13 protein-coding genes and 1 pseudogene are annotated in these 15,596 nt (G+C 53.7%); 11 read left to right on the top strand and 3 right to left on the bottom strand.

The features are described 5' to 3' along the window. Nucleotides 1–2: 2 nt before the first annotated feature. On the bottom strand, nucleotides 3–2,312 hold the full coding sequence (locus ACX8ZY_RS05305) for a TerB N-terminal domain-containing protein (protein WP_421665256.1): 2,310 nt from the start codon (nucleotides 2,310–2,312) through the stop codon (nucleotides 3–5). Nucleotides 2,313–2,566: 254 nt separating this feature from the next. Here ACX8ZY_RS05305 and ACX8ZY_RS05300 point away from each other — a divergent pair. The 6 genes and pseudogenes from ACX8ZY_RS05300 to ACX8ZY_RS05275 form a co-directional block, all read left to right on the top strand. Next, nucleotides 2,567–2,863, top strand: a pseudogene (locus ACX8ZY_RS05300) (transposase); the annotation flags it as partial. A 489-nt stretch (nucleotides 2,864–3,352) separates the two neighbouring features. After that, nucleotides 3,353–4,183 (top strand): RNase A-like domain-containing protein, encoded by an 831-nt coding sequence (locus tag ACX8ZY_RS05295; protein ID WP_421665255.1) that lies wholly within the window; start codon nucleotides 3,353–3,355, stop codon nucleotides 4,181–4,183. A gap of 3 nt (nucleotides 4,184–4,186) precedes the next feature. Further along, nucleotides 4,187–4,489, top strand: coding sequence for a contact-dependent growth inhibition system immunity protein (locus ACX8ZY_RS05290; protein ID WP_010672164.1), 303 nt, complete (start codon nucleotides 4,187–4,189; stop codon nucleotides 4,487–4,489). A gap of 288 nt (nucleotides 4,490–4,777) precedes the next feature. Next, a complete protein-coding gene (locus tag ACX8ZY_RS05285; RefSeq protein WP_010672163.1) occupies nucleotides 4,778–5,023 on the top strand; it encodes a YmjA family protein in 246 nt (81 codons plus the stop codon). 342 nt (nucleotides 5,024–5,365) lie between these two features. Further along, nucleotides 5,366–5,854 carry a cold-shock protein gene (locus ACX8ZY_RS05280; protein ID WP_010257735.1) on the top strand — a complete coding sequence of 163 codons (489 nt, stop codon included), beginning with the start codon at nucleotides 5,366–5,368 and terminating at the stop codon, nucleotides 5,852–5,854. Nucleotides 5,855–6,180: 326 nt separating this feature from the next. Further along, complete coding sequence (locus tag ACX8ZY_RS05275) at nucleotides 6,181–7,035, top strand: PA4780 family RIO1-like protein kinase (protein ID WP_010257738.1); 855 nt, start codon at nucleotides 6,181–6,183, stop codon at nucleotides 7,033–7,035. A gap of 67 nt (nucleotides 7,036–7,102) precedes the next feature. Here the strand turns inward: ACX8ZY_RS05275 and ACX8ZY_RS05270 are convergent, their stop codons facing one another. Further along, on the bottom strand, nucleotides 7,103–7,150 hold the full coding sequence (locus ACX8ZY_RS05270) for a hypothetical protein (RefSeq protein WP_370584677.1): 48 nt from the start codon (nucleotides 7,148–7,150) through the stop codon (nucleotides 7,103–7,105). 49 nt (nucleotides 7,151–7,199) lie between these two features. Next, nucleotides 7,200–9,902 (bottom strand): magnesium-translocating P-type ATPase, encoded by a 2,703-nt coding sequence (gene mgtA, locus ACX8ZY_RS05265; RefSeq protein ID WP_421665254.1) that lies wholly within the window; start codon nucleotides 9,900–9,902, stop codon nucleotides 7,200–7,202. 658 nt (nucleotides 9,903–10,560) lie between these two features. On the opposite strand from mgtA, the gene ACX8ZY_RS05260 reads away from it, so the two are divergent. The 5 genes from ACX8ZY_RS05260 to ACX8ZY_RS05240 are packed head-to-tail and all read left to right on the top strand — an operon-like array spanning nucleotide 10,561 to nucleotide 15,525. Next, entirely contained in the window at nucleotides 10,561–12,129 is a 1,569-nt protein-coding gene (locus ACX8ZY_RS05260) for an ABC transporter substrate-binding protein (RefSeq protein WP_010257743.1), read from the top strand. Further along, nucleotides 12,129–13,181 carry an ABC transporter permease gene (locus ACX8ZY_RS05255; RefSeq protein WP_010257745.1) on the top strand — a complete coding sequence of 351 codons (1,053 nt, stop codon included), beginning with the start codon at nucleotides 12,129–12,131 and terminating at the stop codon, nucleotides 13,179–13,181. Before ACX8ZY_RS05260 ends, ACX8ZY_RS05255 begins: the two co-directional genes overlap by 1 nt. Beyond that, a complete protein-coding gene (locus tag ACX8ZY_RS05250) occupies nucleotides 13,178–14,035 on the top strand; it encodes an ABC transporter permease (protein WP_010257750.1) in 858 nt (285 codons plus the stop codon). Before ACX8ZY_RS05255 ends, ACX8ZY_RS05250 begins: the two co-directional genes overlap by 4 nt. Continuing rightward, nucleotides 14,025–14,855: an ABC transporter ATP-binding protein gene (locus ACX8ZY_RS05245; RefSeq protein ID WP_010672160.1), complete on the top strand. Its 831-nt coding sequence runs from the start codon at nucleotides 14,025–14,027 to the stop codon at nucleotides 14,853–14,855. The genes ACX8ZY_RS05250 and ACX8ZY_RS05245 overlap by 11 nt, the downstream gene beginning before the upstream one ends. Continuing rightward, nucleotides 14,848–15,525 carry an ABC transporter ATP-binding protein gene (locus ACX8ZY_RS05240; protein ID WP_154210726.1) on the top strand — a complete coding sequence of 226 codons (678 nt, stop codon included), beginning with the start codon at nucleotides 14,848–14,850 and terminating at the stop codon, nucleotides 15,523–15,525. Before ACX8ZY_RS05245 ends, ACX8ZY_RS05240 begins: the two co-directional genes overlap by 8 nt. The last annotated feature ends 71 nt before the right edge of the window (nucleotides 15,526–15,596 follow it).

Here is a 15,596-nt window from a genome sequence, read left to right as displayed (position 1 = left end):
CACTATCCCTCTAATTCTTTGGCAATTTCCAGGTCAACCCAGATATCATCATCGGCATCGTCCAGCACCGGAGCATCAACAACCGCATAGGACCAGTCATTGATCACCTCAAGCGCACCGCCGAGCATCAAATTCAAATTTCCGCACAATTCTGTCGCCTCTTTCCGGGACCACTGTTCTTTCTCCAGCAAACTGCGATAAAGCTGGCTATGTGCGGAGTCAAGGCCCCCCGCCTCCGTTAATAAGGCTGCAGCACTTACTGGTTCTTCCGGTTCTTCTTCAGTGAAAATTGTGTTCAGTAATTTACGGACATCATCCGTGGCAGACTCGTGGCGGGCAAGTACATTAGCATCCAGTGTGAACCCTGCCGTTGGCTGAACAGCTGGTACCGACGAGACGAGATCATGTTCAGCTGCGGAATGCTGATGGATATTGCTCGAGACAGATGAGGGATCCAGACCTAAACTTGAATAAATCTTCTCAAGCTGTTTAATTTCAGCAGGCGCTATTGTCCCATCCGAGCAGGCAACACTAACGATAACTTTACCCACAGCAGCTTTTCCCGCAGCCCCCATCAACTCAATCCTGCTTTTCATTCCCGTCATATTGGCTGGGGTATGAAGCTGCCAAGTTAAATACGCATGTAGAGAGCGCTTTTCATCATCGGTGAAGCCAGTATTATTGTTGATGGCATTCTCAAGCACTTTCTGCTCGGCTTGATCAAGAGAATTGTCAATCAAAGCTACCATCGCCCCTAATCTGAGAGTCATTACAGCTGAGATAAATTCAGCTGAAGGTGAGAAGCGTCCACCTTCGGCGGCTGGGAATAGAACAAGTGCACCATCAACATCAGCCTTCACAAGGTGATAATACGGGTCAGGTGCCAGGCTGTAGCCCATCTTCAGAGCAAAGGCCTGCATCAAATCGGCCTCTTTTTTATTGATTTTAGTGGGGCAACTGGCATTCATATGTGCCCAAAATTCAGCAACTGAGACTAATCCCTCATTACCGAGGATCGCCTCATCAGCCCAGAGTTTGAATGAGCTTAATATTTTTTCTGCGCTTTCATTAACGATCTCTGAAGGGAGCAACATAATTGCAGCAGTATCATTGACTGAAGTACCTTTTCTACCAAGGTAACGACTGTAAGCATCAAGTTCATCTGTACATATTTCGGCAAGGGCCATAATTTTCTGGACAGGTCCCTTCAATGCACTTGGATCAGGCAGGTCGGGAACAGGAAGTCGGACGCCTCGTAAACTAGGACTTGCCGGTGTGTAATCTAAACGTAAGCGCGTTTTATTCGCCTTAACGACCATCCCTTCACCATATTTGAGGGTGTAACGCCGTTTGAAAAGCGCAGCAAACTCTTTGGCACAGCGGCGAGCCGGGGTACGCAGCGCATACTCGGTATGGTTTATTACCCATTTCAATGCCAGTTCGGCAGATACAGGAACGCCCTCATGCACAGTTTTTGCCAGAGCCAGCTTAAATTGCATGCCATTGCTGAAACCTGAGTCGCTATCGAGCGCAGTGGCTAAATCCATGTTCGGGCGCAGAATAGACATGGCTTCGAGTAACTGGGTCGAATATCCACGGAAAGAGCGGTTCTCATTGAATACTGATCTTAACCGGGAGATTTCATTGAACAGGTTACGGAACTCAGCATTAGAGACATTTTGGTCAGTAGAATCTACAAGTGCTTTTCTTTCCAGACCGTAGAGATATATAAAAACATAGCCTATGGGACATGAAGGGTCGGACCTATCGCTGGCAAGCCAACTGACATACGCGCCACGTGCTTCTGGTGAAAGAGAGGAAAAACTTGGCCAGTACCCTAATGAACTGTCTTCGTAATAAAAAGAAGTGGGTTGTATCTTACATGTGTCATCAATTAATGATGCCTCACTTCCATCGTCATAATAGCCGCCTGACTCCTGATCTGAGGGCTTCATACGTTGCCCTAAGTAAATGTAGCCACCGCTAATTGCTACACCAGCTACAGTTATCATCTCACCTGGAAGTACCCACCGCGCCAATGCTCCTGCTGATTTTGAAGTTTTCTGATGATGATTGGTTGTTACTCGGAATTCTACGCCCCGGCCACTGCTCAGTGTAAAGGTTGCCAAGTCGTCATCTTTACCATCATCTTTTCGCACAAGGTCCTCTTTTTTCTTGATGTCAGCAACCCATGCTTTGGGTGGAGCTTTGACTGTTCTGGGAACAGAAGGCCCTGCAGACCTATGCTTTTTCTTTTTGAAAAAAAACAAATAAATAACATAAATCGCTGCTAAAAATATCCATAACTCCATGAATATAAACCTTAAAAATGACTTCTCATGCACACCGAAAAGAGGGTGAGGAAAAGCATAGCAAGTGGAATAATCTCAAAATAATACTTCTAATTTGCGAGGGTTAAAAGCAAATCGCCATCAAAATTAACCCAATTATTTAAGCGATAAAATTCATTGAATAACGCACTTAACCAGCATTGATGACCTGCTCCTCTTTGATTAATTCACCGCGATATTAGTAATGTCTTCATAAGTCACATGAAGACATCCCCATGAAGAAGCGATTTTCCGACGAGCAGCTCATCAATGTCCTCCGCGAGACCAAAGGCGGGGTTTCGGCACGGGAACTCTGCGGCAAGCATGCTATTTCAAACGCTACCTTCTACACTTGACGCAAAAAGTTTGGCGGCATGGAGGTACCCGAAGTGAAGCAGCACTGGGCCGATAGCTCTGTTGACAGACCAGATGCGGGATGCCTTGGAAGTCAAATGTTAGGCAATGGGGCTTTCGAAACGTCGTGCCTGCAGGTTAACAGGTTTCCCCTGTCAACCTGTCGTAAGGAAAGCAAAATGCTAATCTCACAGACGAAGAGACTCCTTCTGTAAACTCCCCTTCCCACAAAAAACCTGACATTTTCTTTTAGGACCAACAATGGTTCCAAAATGAAAGTCTAACTGAAGGTCACAAGCCACTGAACAACAAGTCATATAACCTATTCAGGCTCAGCCTGCCGACCATTATCGAAGTCCTTAGAGCGCGTAAGATGAAAATTTTACGTGCTTTTTGTATCTGCGATCTTCTTTAAAACATACATCCCAATTGATGCAATTATTGCTTAATCTTCTGACTAATTTCATAAACTAACGAAACTGGCTAGCGCCCTGCTGTGTGAGTTAACCACCATAGTTAGTGACCTGAGTATATTATTTTAAAAACAAAAAATGAATAATTCAGATAACGAAGATTTAGAGAAACAGTGTTTATTTAAGTTAGATCTAATCAAGGCACATACTTGCCTGGTTTAAAAAGGATTTCGTTCACACAGATGGAGTTGAATCATGGATGATGGGTTAAAAATTGTATTGTCTCCTGTGCAGCTGGCTGCTGCCCTTTCTGACAAATCAGTCACCGAATCAGAGACTATGTCTAACCGTCTTATGGGCGGGCTGGGGCTGGTAATGGGAACGCTGGAGCTGGCCGGGGCAACTGCGCTTTGTATGGCACCCGAGCCTACAGGCTTAACAAAGGCGGCCTGCATCATTGTTGGCGCGCACAGCATGGACAGTATTAATACCGCAGCAAATCAGGTTCTGAGCGGCAAGAATGTTCGTAGTGCAACATATCGCGCCGCCGTTGAGATGGCGAAACAGTTTGGTGCTGATGAAGATACTGCCTGGAAGGTAGGTTTGACCGTGGATGTTGCTGTACCTGTTGCTCTTTCTCTGGGGGCTGGAGCAGTTAGAGTTGCAGCCATTCGGACAGGACGCATCAAACTTATTCAACATGAATCAGTAACTGGTCACACGCCCGGAGGCCATGCAATTTTAAAGCATATTGGTAAAACGCAGCATGAATTAGCAGCCCGGTTAAAAAGCACAGAAAATATGGCTCGCCCGCCAAATGCCATTAGTTCTTTCACCAATATAGATCTGGCCGAAAAATCAGTATCCGATGCCATAAAAGTAAATAAAGAGTGGATAAAAATTTGGGCGGCAAGCAGACCAGGACATAATTTAAACATCAAATATGACACCGGGAAAGCCATTGGTTACTCCCTGTTCAGGGGTAGTCAAAAACTGACTCCGGCAACGAAAGTCAAGGTTGTTCTTAAATATGAATTGTACAACGGCAAGCCTTACTATATTCTGACTGCATTCCCGGAGGTTTAAATTATGTTACTCACTACTAATATAGATATTCTGATTGAAGGGACATTAAATCAGGACTTTGATTTTATTACAGGTGCTGACACCATTGATGAAGCTATTGATATTTATACAGCTGAATTAACACTCCAGGACCGTGAAGACCTAAAAAAAGAAGTGATGAACTTTCTGACATATGATGATGAAATGATAAAATCAGAGTTCAGAGACAGGTATATTAACGCCTTTGCACCGGAAGATGGTAAAGGGTTGCTTCTGCGAATACTTGAAAGCATCAACAAGCATAGTGACCATGGCAATCCCTTATAAACGAGCATTGGTGTTCGATGGAGGGTTACCAGAACTTCATCGAACTCCTCAAAGCCCGCGAGATAAACGTACTGCGGGCTTTTTGTGTCTGTGCAGCCCTGCGGCCTTCCGTGCGGATGCGTTTCAGGCATGTATATCAACACTTTCTGCAATGTCATTACTATAGTTCCTTCCGCCCTCCCCACTCCCCCTTTACAGCCCCAACCCAAACACGAAATAATACCCCTCTACGCCGGGCCACAACGCCCTGCCAACGCTTAAACCCAAACTCAACTCTGCGGACAATTTATGAATAACGAAATCTCTCTCAAATACTATGATGTCGCAGATGAGTATGCGACGGAGTCCGCTAAGCCGGTGAGCGAAGCTGAACGTACCCCGCTGGCGCATTACTTCCAGCTGCTGATCACCCGTCTGATGAACAACGAAGAGATCAGTGAAGAGTCGCAGCAGGATATGGCGCGTGAAGCGGGTATCGATGAGCAGCGTATTGATGAGATTGCCGAGTTCCTGAACCGCTGGGGCAACGAGTAACAAACACTCACCGGCAGACGAGCTTTGCGCAGTTTGCCGGTAATCTGCCTGACTCAACAACCTGATTCGACACAGCGCCGGTATCCCCGTAACAACGCCCAGTGCTGATAGCCACGTGTCTCACGTGGCTGATGTCCGTTCCCTGACCTACCACCCCATCACTTCGTCTTTATCTGTCGCTACACACACTCCATCACACACGCCTTCATCCGCCACAAAGCCCCCTTCCGCCGCTCACCCTCTGGCGCACCTGAAAATTATCATCCAGACTTATATAGTCTGCGCAGGCATTGTGTTTTACACTGCGCGCTGTAAAAAACTGAGTAGATTAAGCAGGCAAAAATGGCGATGAACGGAACGATCACAACCTGGTTTGAAGATAAAGGTTTTGGCTTTATCAAAGATGAAAACGGTGATAACCGCTATTTTCATGTGATTAAGGTCGCCAATCCTGATCTGATCAAGAAAGATGCGGCGGTGACGTTTGAACCCACCACCAACAACAAGGGCTTATCCGCCTATGCGGTGAAGGTCGCGCCGACAAGCAAATACATCTATATCGCAGGCGAGCGGCTCAAGATCACCTCGATTAAGTCTTATCTGGTCTACAACGAAGAAGTGCCGGTCGATGCCGGTGTCGATAAAGAGAACGCGGTGTTGTCAGTGGGACTGTTGCTGAATAATATCCGGCCGAAAACTGACCCGAACGCCAATGAGATGCGCTCGCTGAAAAAGCTGGCCGTCACCACCTTCCAGGGTACGACACTGATCTTCTCTGAAGACGAGATCGACATTGAAAGCACGGTTAAAGTGCTTAAAGGCCTGAAGTAATCCCGAATGCGGGCCGAAATTCTGTTGGCAGGATTTCGGCCTTCAGCCTCCCGCCAGCCTGCTATTCAGGCACATTTCTCTGACACGAAATCCCCGCCCACAGGGCTGATACATGACAAAGCGCTCCTCTGGCGGATAAAACCGTCCTGCTCTCCCCTCTAATCCATTGTTTATGATAAAACAAAGGTCAAAAGCGCAGCTCATCAAGGTTCATCCCCACAAAGCGACTTTCCAGGGTAGAATTAGAAACTTTGTTCAGTCATTGCCAATGTTTTCCATCATCGCAAAGTGATACGAAAAGCGGGTGAAATAAGGTATAAAGCCGCATGAAAATCCCAAACAGAATCCAGCCCCTGGTCGATGACGGCCTGATTGACGATGTCCTGCAGCGGCTGAAAAGCGGCAAAGAAGCAGACGTCTATACCGTGCTATGCGGCGGCAAGGTGCAGTGCGCCAAAGTCTATAAAGAAGCGACCCAGCGTAGCTTCAAGCAGGCCGTGCAGTATCAGGAAGGTCGTAAAACCCGTAACAGCCGTAACGCCCGCGCCATGCAGAAAGGCACAAAGTTCGGCCGTAAGCAGCAGGAAGAGTCCTGGCAGACCGCCGAAGTAGATGCCCTGTTCCGCCTGGCGAACGCCGGTGTTCGCGTGCCACAACCTTATCTCTGCATCGACGGTGTGTTACTGATGGAGCTGGTGACCGATGCCAATGGCTCGGTCGCGCCACGTCTCAGCGATGTCTCTCTGTCTGAAGAGCAGGCGGTGACGGATTTCCACACCATGATCCGTAACATCGTTCGTATGCTCTGTGCCGGTATCGTTCACGGTGACTTATCCGAGTTCAACGTACTGCTGGATGACCAGGGACCGGTGATTATCGACCTGCCACAGGCGGTCGATGCGGCGGCCAATAACCATGCCGAGTCGATGTTCGAACGTGACGTGGACAACATCACCTCCTACTACGGTCAGTTCGCTCCGCAGCTGCTGAAGACGCGCTACGCCAAAGAGATCTGGCTGCTCTATGAAGATGGCAAGCTGACGCCGGAAACACCGCTTACCGGGAAGTTTGTGGAAGAGGAGCGCGTAGTCGATATGGATTCTCTGATGGATGAGATCATCACCGCAGAAGATGAATATTACGAGCGCCAGCGCGCCAGCCGTGAGCGCGACGAAGAGTAACTGCATCAATAAAAAAAGGCAGCGAGTCCCCTCGCTGCCTCTCACTTACCGCACTATCACAACGCCATCACCGCACGATGACCGTCAGCGCAATCAGAGTTAAGCCGATGATCATCACGCCGACAAAGACCTTATCGAGCCTGCTTTTTTTCATCTTCTCCTCCCTAGAACCACTGACCAAAGCGACGGATATAGAATCTTTTCATGCCCTGCGCCACCAGGCAGTAGCTGAACAGCGTCAGCACCAGCCACGGGAAATATTGCCATGGCAGTGGCACCAGACCGACCATCGCACCCAGCGGTGAGAACGGGATCAGGATGCCCAGCGCCATCACCGCCAGCGTAGTCAGCATCACCGGTAAGGTGGCGCGGCTCTGAATAAACGGAATCTTCCGGGTACGCAGCATATGCACTACCAGCGTCTGTGACAGTAGCCCCTCAATAAACCAGCCGGACTGGAACAGCGACTGCACGCCTGCATGGTTAGCGCCGAAAACAAACCACATCAGCGCAAAGGTGGTGACGTCAAAAATTGACGAGGTCGGACCCATCCACAGCATGAAGCGTTTGATGTTGCCGGCATCCCATTTACGCGGCTTATTCAGAAACTCACGGTCAACCTTGTCCCACGGCAGCGCCAGCTGGGAAACGTCATACATCAGGTTCTGAATCAGCAGATGAATCGACAGCATCGGCAGAAACGGAATAAAGGCACTGGCCACCAGCAGCGAGAAAACGTTGCCGAAGTTGGAGCTGGCGGTCATGTTGAGATACTTGATGATGTTGCCAAAGGTCTCGCGTCCTTTGAGTACACCCTCATTCAGCACCTGTAAATCCTTCTCCAGCAGGATGATGTCCGATGAGGCTTTCGCCACATCCGCCGCGCTGTCCACGGAAATCCCGGTGTCGGCTGCCCGCAGCGCAGGCGCGTCGTTAATGCCATCGCCCAGGAACCCGACGGTGTGACCGTTCTGCTGCATCAGCCGCACCAGACGGGATTTTTGCAGCGGCGTCAGCTGAGCAAACAGGGTGCAGCGCTCGGCTTCCTGAGCCAGCTCATCATCGTTCATCGCCTCAATCTGATCGCCGGTCAGCATGGCCGGATCGGTCAGCCCGACATCGGCACAGACCCGCAGCGTCACCAGCGGATTGTCACCGGTCAGCACTTTCACCGTCACACCGCTGTCACGCAGGGCTTTAATCGCCTTACCCGCGCTGGCTTTAGGCGGATCGCGGAAGGTCAGCATTCCCTGGATAATCAGATCGCGCTCATCGCTGTCGCTGAGCGGCGCGTGCAGCTCGCCATCACGGGTTGCCACCAGCAGCACGCGATAACCCTGCTGATGATAGTGTTCAGTCTGCGCCAGCAGCGCCGCGCGCTGTGCCGCATCCAGTGCGACCACCGTGTCGCCCTGCCGCACGGCAATGCTGACGGCCAGCATCTCTTCCACTGCGCCTTTGCAGATCAGTTGTGAACGATGCTGAGTCAGATCTTCCACCAGCACCGACACCCGACGGCGGGTAAAATCAAACGGCAGCTCATCGATCAGCTGGAACTGGCTGCGCTGAGACTGTGAAATGACCTTGTCGCCCGCGCAGAGTAAGGCGCGATCCATCAGGTTTTTCGCGCCACTCTGGCTGCCGCTGTTGAGCCATGCCAGCAGCAGCACCTGTGCATCTTCGTTGCCCCGCGCATCCAGATGATGCGCCAGCAGGATGGTGTCCTGGGTCAGCGTGCCGGTTTTATCAGTGCAGAGCACATCCATCGCGCCGAGGTTCTGAATGGCGTTGAGCTTTTTAACGATCACTTTGCGGCGTGACATCGCAATCGCGCCCTTAGCCAGGTTGGCGCTGACAATCATCGGCAGCATTTCCGGGGTCAGTCCGACCGCAACGGCCAGTGCAAACAGCGTGGCATCCATCCAGTCGCCTTTGGTGAAGCCGTTAATCAGCAGCACCACCGGAACCATCACCAGCATAAAGCGGATCAGCAGCTTGCTGACGCTGTTCACCCCGCGATCAAACGCGGTTTGCGGACGGCTTCCGGTCAGCGATGAGGCCAGGGAGCCGAACCAGGTTTCGCCGCCCGTCGCTACCACGACTGCGCTGGCTGTGCCGCTGGCCACGCTGGTGCCCATCAGGCAGATATTCGGTGATGCCAGCCGCTCCTGGGCGGTCTGACCTTTGGCATCGATACCCGCATCGCTGCTCTGTTTCTCAACCGGCAGCGACTCGCCGGTCAGTACTGCTTCACTGATAAACAGATTACGTGAACTCAGCAGACGGACATCGGCAGGCACCTGATCGCCGGTGCTGAGCAGAATGATATCGCCCGGCACCAGTTCACTCATATCCACATCCTGACGCTGCGCGGTTTCGCTGCCTGGCTCACGGCGCAACACGGTGACCTGGCTGCGCACCAGTGACTTCAGTGCCTGCGCCGCACGGTTAGTGCGAAACTCCTGCCAGAAGCGCAGCAGCCCGCTCAGCATCACCATGGTGAAGATGATGATCACGCCGGAGAGATCGGTCTCCTGACCGGCGCGCAGCGGCAGAATATAGTCGGTAAACAGGCTCACCAGCGCCAGGACCAGTAATACGTAGATAAACGGGTTATTAAACGCCATCAGCAGCTGAATCAGCGCAGGTGGCGCTTTCTCATGCGCCACTTCATTACGGCCATACAAAGCCAGTCGTTTCGCCGCCTCAGCCTGGGTCAGGCCCTGACGCTGACTACGCAGGTTCGCCAGCGTCATATCAATGTGCTGGTTTGCCTGCTGCGCCACGGCAAACATTTTTTTACTTTTTTTATCATTACGGTTGCCGGATGAAGTGATCGCAACCTGTTCCAGTTTCATGTCGCTCATTTCGACATCTCCCTGATTTAAAGCAATAGTTGTCCTGCACGGGAAATAACGTGCATGGATAAAACCTGGCGTGGCCGGGTTATTTAATGGGGTGACTTTCAGAAACAGTCAGGTTATTCCGCCGGCGCGCTAAATAATGACGCGCGCAGGGTTACCTGACGCCGGTTATACGCGGCGTTTTAAAAGTCTGATATCAGCGATTGGGCGCAGCCTGGGCTACGCCAGACGGGGCGGAGGAAAAAGAGCGAATATAAACAGCAGCATAACGCGCACTCCTGGTGATGACAGGATTACAATTAAGGAGCGCGATCGTTAATTAAAGCGGGGATCGCTGCTCGCCGGTTGGCAAGCAGCAGAGGAAACTCAGCTTGCCAGAATAAAGGTTAATCTCGGGTGACTGTCCAACTGAATTCTCCTGAAGTTATCTGCCGCCATTATAAAGAGAGGCCGGCGTCGGTAAAGCAATAACGTATTGAATAACGGTTTCGTTGAGGATTTGTTTCTGCTCAGGTTGCCGCTTCGGTAACAGCGTGGCGATCTTCTTATAACCTCCAGGTAATGCTTATAACCTTTTGGCATATGATTAGCCCATATTCGACTATTCTTCGCATCGGCCCTTTCGTAAACTCGCGTAACTTTTTAGAGGCAAGGAAATTTCATGAAAACTATAATTCCATCACTGCTGGCGCTGACGCTGGCTGCCGCCTTCACAGCCCAAGCCGCAACACCAAAAGATACGCTGGTGATTGCACAATCAACTGACGACGCAGACAGCTTCGATCCGGCCAAAGGGTTTGAACTGACCAGCGTTCAGGCTTTTACGAACATCTATCAGCGCCTGGTACAGTCTGACCCGCAGAATCCGGTGGACCTGAAACCTACACTGGCCACCTCTTGGCAGCCCGGCAGCGACAACCGCAGCCTGACCTTTGAACTGCGTAAAGATGCGAAATTCTCTACCGGCAACCCGCTGCGTCCGGAAGATGTGATCTTCTCGCTGGGCCGCGTGGTGAAGCTGAACCTCGATCCCTCTTTCATCCTGACGCAGCTCGGCTGGAACAAAGATAACGTCGATGGCTTCCTGAAGAAAGTCGACGACAATCATGTGCAGATCAGCTGGACCGCCAACGTCAGCCCGACCTACGTCCTGAGCCTGCTCTCTGCCCCGGTTTCGTCCATCATTGATGAAAAAACCGCGATGGCGAACCAGAAGAACGGCGATTTCGGTAACGCCTGGCTGGCCACCCACTCGGCGGGCAGCGGCCCGTATCAGATCCGCAAAGTGGTGATGCATCAGGTGGTGCTGCTCAGCGCTAACCCGACCTCACCAGCGGGCGCGCCAAAAATGAAGAACATCCTGATCAAAAACGTACCGGAACCGGCTGCGCGTCGTCTGCTGCTGGAACAGGGTGATGCCGATATCGCCCGTAACCTGGGTGCCGATCAGATTGCTGCGCTGAACGGCAAACCGGGCGTGAAGACGGAAGCGATTCCCATGGCGTCGCTCTACTACATCCAGTTCAACATCGGCGCGAACGAAACGATGAAGAACCCGGCCTTCTGGGAAGCGGCACGCTACCTGTGGGATTACAAAGGCATCGCCAGTGAGCTGCTGAAAGGCCAGTTCGACGTGCATCAGAGCTTCCTGCCTAAGGGCTTCCTGGGCGCGATCAACGACACGCCATACAGCTACGATCCGGAAAAAGCCAAAGCGATTCTGAAGAAAGCGGGCCTGAACAACGTCACCTTCAAGCTCTCCACCAGCAACCAGCCGCCTTATCTGGATATCGCACAGGCGCTGCAGGGCAGCTTCGCCAAAGCGGGCGTGAAAGTGGAAGTGGTGCCGGGTCTGAGCTCCGAAGTGTCGACCAACGTGAAAGCGCATAAATATGAAGCGACGCTGAATGCCTGGGGCTCCGACTATTTCGATCCCAACACCAATGCCGCCTCGTTTGCTTACAACCCGGAAGATGGCAGCAAAACCATCGCCTTCCGTTCAGACTGGCACATTCCTGAGCTGAACAAGCAGGTGATTGCGGCGACCGCCGAGAGCGATCCGAAGAAACGCGTGGCGCTGTATGAAGCGATGCAGCGTGAAGTGATGAAGAACTCACCGTATGTGATTGGGATGCAGGCGAAGAACCTGATCGCCCTGCGCGACAACCTGAAAGGCTATGTGCAGGGCATTAACCCTGACATGGTGTATTACTCGCAGGTCACTAAGTAATGGCACAGTCTGTTCCTTCAGCCGGGTTCGCCCGGCTTTTTTGGCAGCGTGGCGGGCGCCTGATCGGTAGCGTACTGTCGCTGCTGGTCACGCTGCTTGGCCTGCTCGCCTTTACCTTTATGCTGTCGCATCTCTCGCCGATCGATCCGGTGCAGCAGATCGCCGGCGATCACGCCAGTGAAGCGACCTATGAGCAGGTGCGTCATGACCTGGGTCTCGACCAGCCGGTGCTGATGCAGTTCTGGCGCTACGTCGAACATCTGGCGCAGGGCGATCTGGGCGTCTCCCGTCTCACCAATCAGTCGGTGAGCGGCGACCTGATGACCACCTTCCCCGCCACCATCGAGCTGGCGACCTGCGCGATGATCTTCGCGGTGGTGTTCGGTGTGACGCTGGCGCTGCTGGCCGCCTGGAAACCGGGCAGCTGGATCGATAATCTCGCCCGCTTTGTCTCGCTGCTGGGCTACTCGGTGCCGGTGTTCTGGCTCGGCCTGCTGGGCCTGCTGCTCTTCTATGCGGTGCTGCACTGGTCCGCCGGACCGGGACGGCTGGATGATATCTGGGTTTATACTCTGGAGCCGAAGACCGGCTTTGTGCTGATCGACAGCTGGCTGTCGGGTGAACCAGAGATGTTCCGCAATGCAATTGCGCACCTCTGGCTGCCGGTGGTGATCCTCGGCCTGCTGGCGATGGCGGGCATTACCCGCCTGCTGCGTGCTGCGCTGCTGGAAGAGAGCAGCAAAGAGTATGTGGTGCTGGCGCGTGCTAAAGGCGCGGGTCGGGTGCGCATCCTGCTGCGCCATATCTTCCCCAACGTGCTGGGCACGCTGGTCACGGTGATCGCCCTCTCCTACGCTACGCTGCTGGAAGGCTCGGTGCTGACTGAAACCGTCTTCGCCTGGCCAGGTGTGGGTCGCTATATGACCAATGCGCTGTTCTCCGGCGATGTGCCGGCGATTCTGGGCTCAACCCTGTTAATCGGCAGCTGCTTTATCCTGATTAACACCCTGGCGGATGTTTTAACCTGGTTAACCGATCCGAGAACCCGATGACGCAACAACTCTCTGAACTCGAAACGCTGCGACCACGCCGTCGCCGTCAACGCGTTACCTCGTTAACCGTTGGGCTGACGCTGGTGGCGATTCTTATCCTGATGGCACTGCTGGCGCCGCTGATTGCACCGTTCGATCCGAACGTGCAGACCATGTCGAGCCGTCTGCTGGCGCCGTCGGCACAGCACTGGTTCGGCACCGACGGCTTTGGCCGCGATCTGCTGTCGCGCGTGATTTACGGCGCGCGTCCGACCCTGCTGCTGGTGTCGCTGATTCTGGTGCTGACTATTCCGGCCGGGCTGCTGATCGGCATCACCGCCGGTTACGTGGGCGGCTGGACCGAACGCCTGCTGATGCGCATTACCGATATCTTTCTGTCACTGCCCAACCTGGTGATCGCGCTGGCGCTGGTGGCGATTCTCGGCCCTGGCCTGATGAACGGCGCGCTGGCGCTGGCACTGACCAGCTGGCCGCCGTTTGCCCGTCAGGCACGCGCCGAAACCCTGGCACTGCGCCGCAGCGACTACCTTGCCGCCGCGCGGATGCAGGGGATTACGGGCTTTCGCCTGATGTTCGGTCATATCCTGCCGCTCTGCATGCCGACGGCGGTAGTCCGCGCCGCACTGAGCCTGGGCGGGATTATCCTGGCCGCGGCCGGACTCGGTTTCCTCGGTATGGGCGTTCAGCCGCCGACAGCGGAATGGGGTTCGATGGTGGCCGAAGGCAGTAAAGTCATTTTTGATCAGTGGTGGGTTGCTGCTGCACCGGGCGCGGCGATTCTGTTTGCCAGCCTGGCCTTTAACCTGACAGGCGATGGCCTGCGCGACCGACTGGATACCCGTCATGCAAAATAATCTGCTCCATGCCGAGGGGCTGACCATCCGCAGCGACGATGCGCTGCTGGTCGATAACATCAGTTTTTCCGTGGGCCGCGAGCGTGTGGCGCTGGTCGGTGAGTCCGGTTCCGGCAAGTCACTGACCGCCCGCAGCCTGATGGGCTTACTCTCGCCCGCGCTGCATCTGCAGGCCAGCCAGCTCCAGGTGGCCGGTGAAAATGCGCTGACGCTAAGCGAGCGTCACTGGAACCAGCTGCGTGGTAACCGCGTGGCGATGGTGATGCAGGACCCGAAGTATGCCCTTAACCCGACGCGCACCATTGGCTGGCAGGTGGAAGAGCCGCTGATCCTGCATCGCCGCCTGAGCCGTGCCGAGCGCAAAGAGAAAGTGTGTGAAATGCTGGATGCGGTCGGCCTGCCCGATCCGCGTCGTCTGATGCAGCAGTATCCGCATCAGCTCTCTGGCGGCATGGGCCAGCGTGTGATGCTGGCGATCGCCCTGATTACCGATCCGGACTTCCTGATCGCCGATGAACCGACCTCCGCGCTGGATCATGCCATGCGCGATCAGGTGCTGGCGCTGATCCGCGGTCTGGTGGAGGCGCGCAACATGGGCCTGCTGCTGATCAGCCATGATTTGCAGCAGGTTTCAGAACATTGCGAGAGGGTGATGGTGATGTATAAAGGCCGGTTGCTGGATACACTGCCCGCCGCTGATCTGCCGCACGCTACCCATCCCTACACCCGCACGCTGTGGGCCTGCCGTCCGGGCAAAGCGACCCACGGACAGACTTTACCGGTGCTGGACCGCGCTGCGCTGGAGGCAAATTATGATTAAGCTGCAGGATCTAAGCGTCGCCCACAAACAGGGTTATGAGCTGCGCACCGTGGTGCATGAGGTTAACCTGGAGGTTAACGCTGGCGAGTGTTTTGGTCTGGTGGGTCCGTCAGGCTGCGGCAAGTCGTCGCTGCTGTGGGTGCTGGCAGGTCTGAACCCACACTGGCAGGGTCAGATGCAGCTTGCCGGTCACGAAGTTCAGCCGGGTAAAGCCTTCACCGGCGCGCTGCGTCAGGAAGTGCAGATGGTGTTTCAGGATCCCTATGCCTCGCTGCATCCGCGTCACCGGCTGCGTCGCACGCTGGCGGAGCCGCTGAAGCTGCTGAAACGCGACAATATCAACGATCGTATCGATCAGGGCTTCCGTCACGTCGGACTCGATCCCGCTATGGCGGATCGCTATCCGCATCAGCTCTCCGGCGGTCAGCGTCAGCGTGTTGCCATCGTGCGCGCCCTGCTGCTGCAGCCGAAGATCCTGCTGCTGGATGAGCCGACGTCGGCGCTGGATATGTCAGTGCAGGCGGAGATCCTCAATCTGCTCAACGATCTGAAACAGCAGGATGGCCTGACCATGGTGCTGGTGAGCCACGATCCCGACGTGATCGATCACATGTGCGATCGCGCCGTGCACATGTCGCAGGGTCGCATCATCGAACAGATCTCTGCCTGAAATCAGGCCGGACGGTGTTCACCTGCCGTCCGGCGCTGCTGCATCCGCCGCGCCTTTCTGTAACATCCCCT

This window comes from Pantoea sp. XAF26B01_ASV70, assembly GCF_054512635.1.
Note: the sequence above shows the minus strand (reverse complement) of the source record. Positions and strands in the feature narration are given on the sequence as shown.

Bases quoted from the DNA above. Each gene is read 5' to 3' on its own strand.
- ACX8ZY_RS05305 (WP_421665256.1), bottom strand. From the start codon at position 2,312: ATGGAGTTATGGATATTTTTAGCAGCGATTTATGTTATTTATTTGTTT.
- ACX8ZY_RS05295 (WP_421665255.1), top strand. From the start codon at position 3,353: ATGGATGATGGGTTAAAAATTGTATTGTCTCCTGTGCAGCTGGCTGCT.
- ACX8ZY_RS05290 (WP_010672164.1), top strand. From the start codon at position 4,187: ATGTTACTCACTACTAATATAGATATTCTGATTGAAGGGACATTAAAT.
- ACX8ZY_RS05285 (WP_010672163.1), top strand. From the start codon at position 4,778: ATGAATAACGAAATCTCTCTCAAATACTATGATGTCGCAGATGAGTAT.
- ACX8ZY_RS05280 (WP_010257735.1), top strand. From the start codon at position 5,366: ATGGCGATGAACGGAACGATCACAACCTGGTTTGAAGATAAAGGTTTT.
- ACX8ZY_RS05275 (WP_010257738.1), top strand. From the start codon at position 6,181: ATGAAAATCCCAAACAGAATCCAGCCCCTGGTCGATGACGGCCTGATT.
- mgtA (WP_421665254.1), bottom strand. From the start codon at position 9,902: ATGAGCGACATGAAACTGGAACAGGTTGCGATCACTTCATCCGGCAAC.
- ACX8ZY_RS05260 (WP_010257743.1), top strand. From the start codon at position 10,561: ATGAAAACTATAATTCCATCACTGCTGGCGCTGACGCTGGCTGCCGCC.
- ACX8ZY_RS05255 (WP_010257745.1), top strand. From the start codon at position 12,129: ATGGCACAGTCTGTTCCTTCAGCCGGGTTCGCCCGGCTTTTTTGGCAG.
- ACX8ZY_RS05250 (WP_010257750.1), top strand. From the start codon at position 13,178: ATGACGCAACAACTCTCTGAACTCGAAACGCTGCGACCACGCCGTCGC.
- ACX8ZY_RS05245 (WP_010672160.1), top strand. From the start codon at position 14,025: ATGCAAAATAATCTGCTCCATGCCGAGGGGCTGACCATCCGCAGCGAC.
- ACX8ZY_RS05240 (WP_154210726.1), top strand. From the start codon at position 14,848: ATGATTAAGCTGCAGGATCTAAGCGTCGCCCACAAACAGGGTTATGAG.